Raw genomic sequence first — 1,234 nt, 5'->3', positions numbered from 1 at the left:
TGGAGGGTCCCGAAATCCAGTTCTCAGAAGCAGTCATTGACAATGGACGTTTTGGCAAGCGCGTAATACGCTTCGAAACCGGCCGCCTTGCCAAGCAGGCAGCCGGCGCAGCAATGGTGTACATCGACGATGACACCGCCCTGCTGTCCGCCACCACCGCCGGCAAGCACCCGCGTGAAGGCTTTGACTTCTTCCCGCTGACGGTCGACGTCGAAGAGCGTATGTACGCCGCCGGCCGCATCCCGGGCTCGTTCTTCCGCCGTGAAGGACGCCCGTCCACCGAAGCCATCCTGGCCTGCCGCCTGATGGACCGCCCGTTGCGCCCGGCCTTCATCAAGGGCCTGCGCAACGAGGTCCAGATCGTGGTCACCGTCCTGGCGATCAACCCGGACGAGCTGTACGACGTGGTGGCCATCAACGCCTCCTCGATGTCCACCCAGCTTTCCGGCCTGCCGTTCTCCGGCCCCATCGGCGGCGTACGCGTTGCCCTGGTTGCCGACGAAAACGGATCACAGTGGGTTGCTTTCCCCAAGCACTCCCAGCTGGAGAACTCCGTCTTCAACATGGTGGTAGCCGGCCGGATCGCCGGGGACGACGTCGCCATCATGATGGTCGAAGCCGAAGCCACCGACAACTCCTGGAACCTCATCAAGGAACAGGGCGCCACTGCCCCCACCGAAGAGGTTGTCTCCGAGGGCCTCGAGGCTGCAAAGCCGTTCATCAAGGCACTGTGCGAGGCCCAGGCTGACCTGGCCGCCCGTGCAGCCAAGCCCACCGTTGAGTTCCCCGTCTTCCTCGACTACGAGGACGACGTCTACGCTGCTGTTGAGTCAGCTGCCGCTGAGAAGCTGGCCGCTGTCTTCCAGATCGCGGACAAGCAGGAGCGCAATGACGCTTCGGACGCCCTGAAGGACGAGGTTTCCGCCGCCCTGGCCGAGCAGTTCGAAGGCCGTGACAAGGAAGTGTCCGCAGCATTCCGCTCGGTCACCAAGCACGTAGTGCGCCAGCGCATCCTCAAGGACCAGGTCCGCATCGACGGCCGTGGTCTGACGGACATCCGCCAGCTCACTGCCGAGGTTGAAGTTTTGCCCCGCGTCCACGGTTCCGCCATCTTCGAGCGCGGCGAAACCCAGATCATGGGTGTCACCACGCTGAACATGCTGAAGATGGAACAGCAGATCGACTCGCTGTCGCCGGTCAAGACCAAGCGCTACATGCACAACTACAACTTCCC

The 1,234-nt window shown here is 63.0% G+C and carries 1 protein-coding gene; it reads left to right on the top strand.

From position 1 onward, the window contains the following. A partial coding sequence (locus tag AC5RWX_RS33495) for a polyribonucleotide nucleotidyltransferase (RefSeq protein ID WP_494100458.1) occupies nt 1-1,234 on the top strand: 1,234 nt, incomplete at both ends.

Source organism: Arthrobacter sp. SPT-J7 (assembly GCF_059089965.1).
The sequence above is the reverse complement of the archived record's forward strand: the minus strand, read 5'-3'. Positions and strand labels throughout refer to the sequence as shown.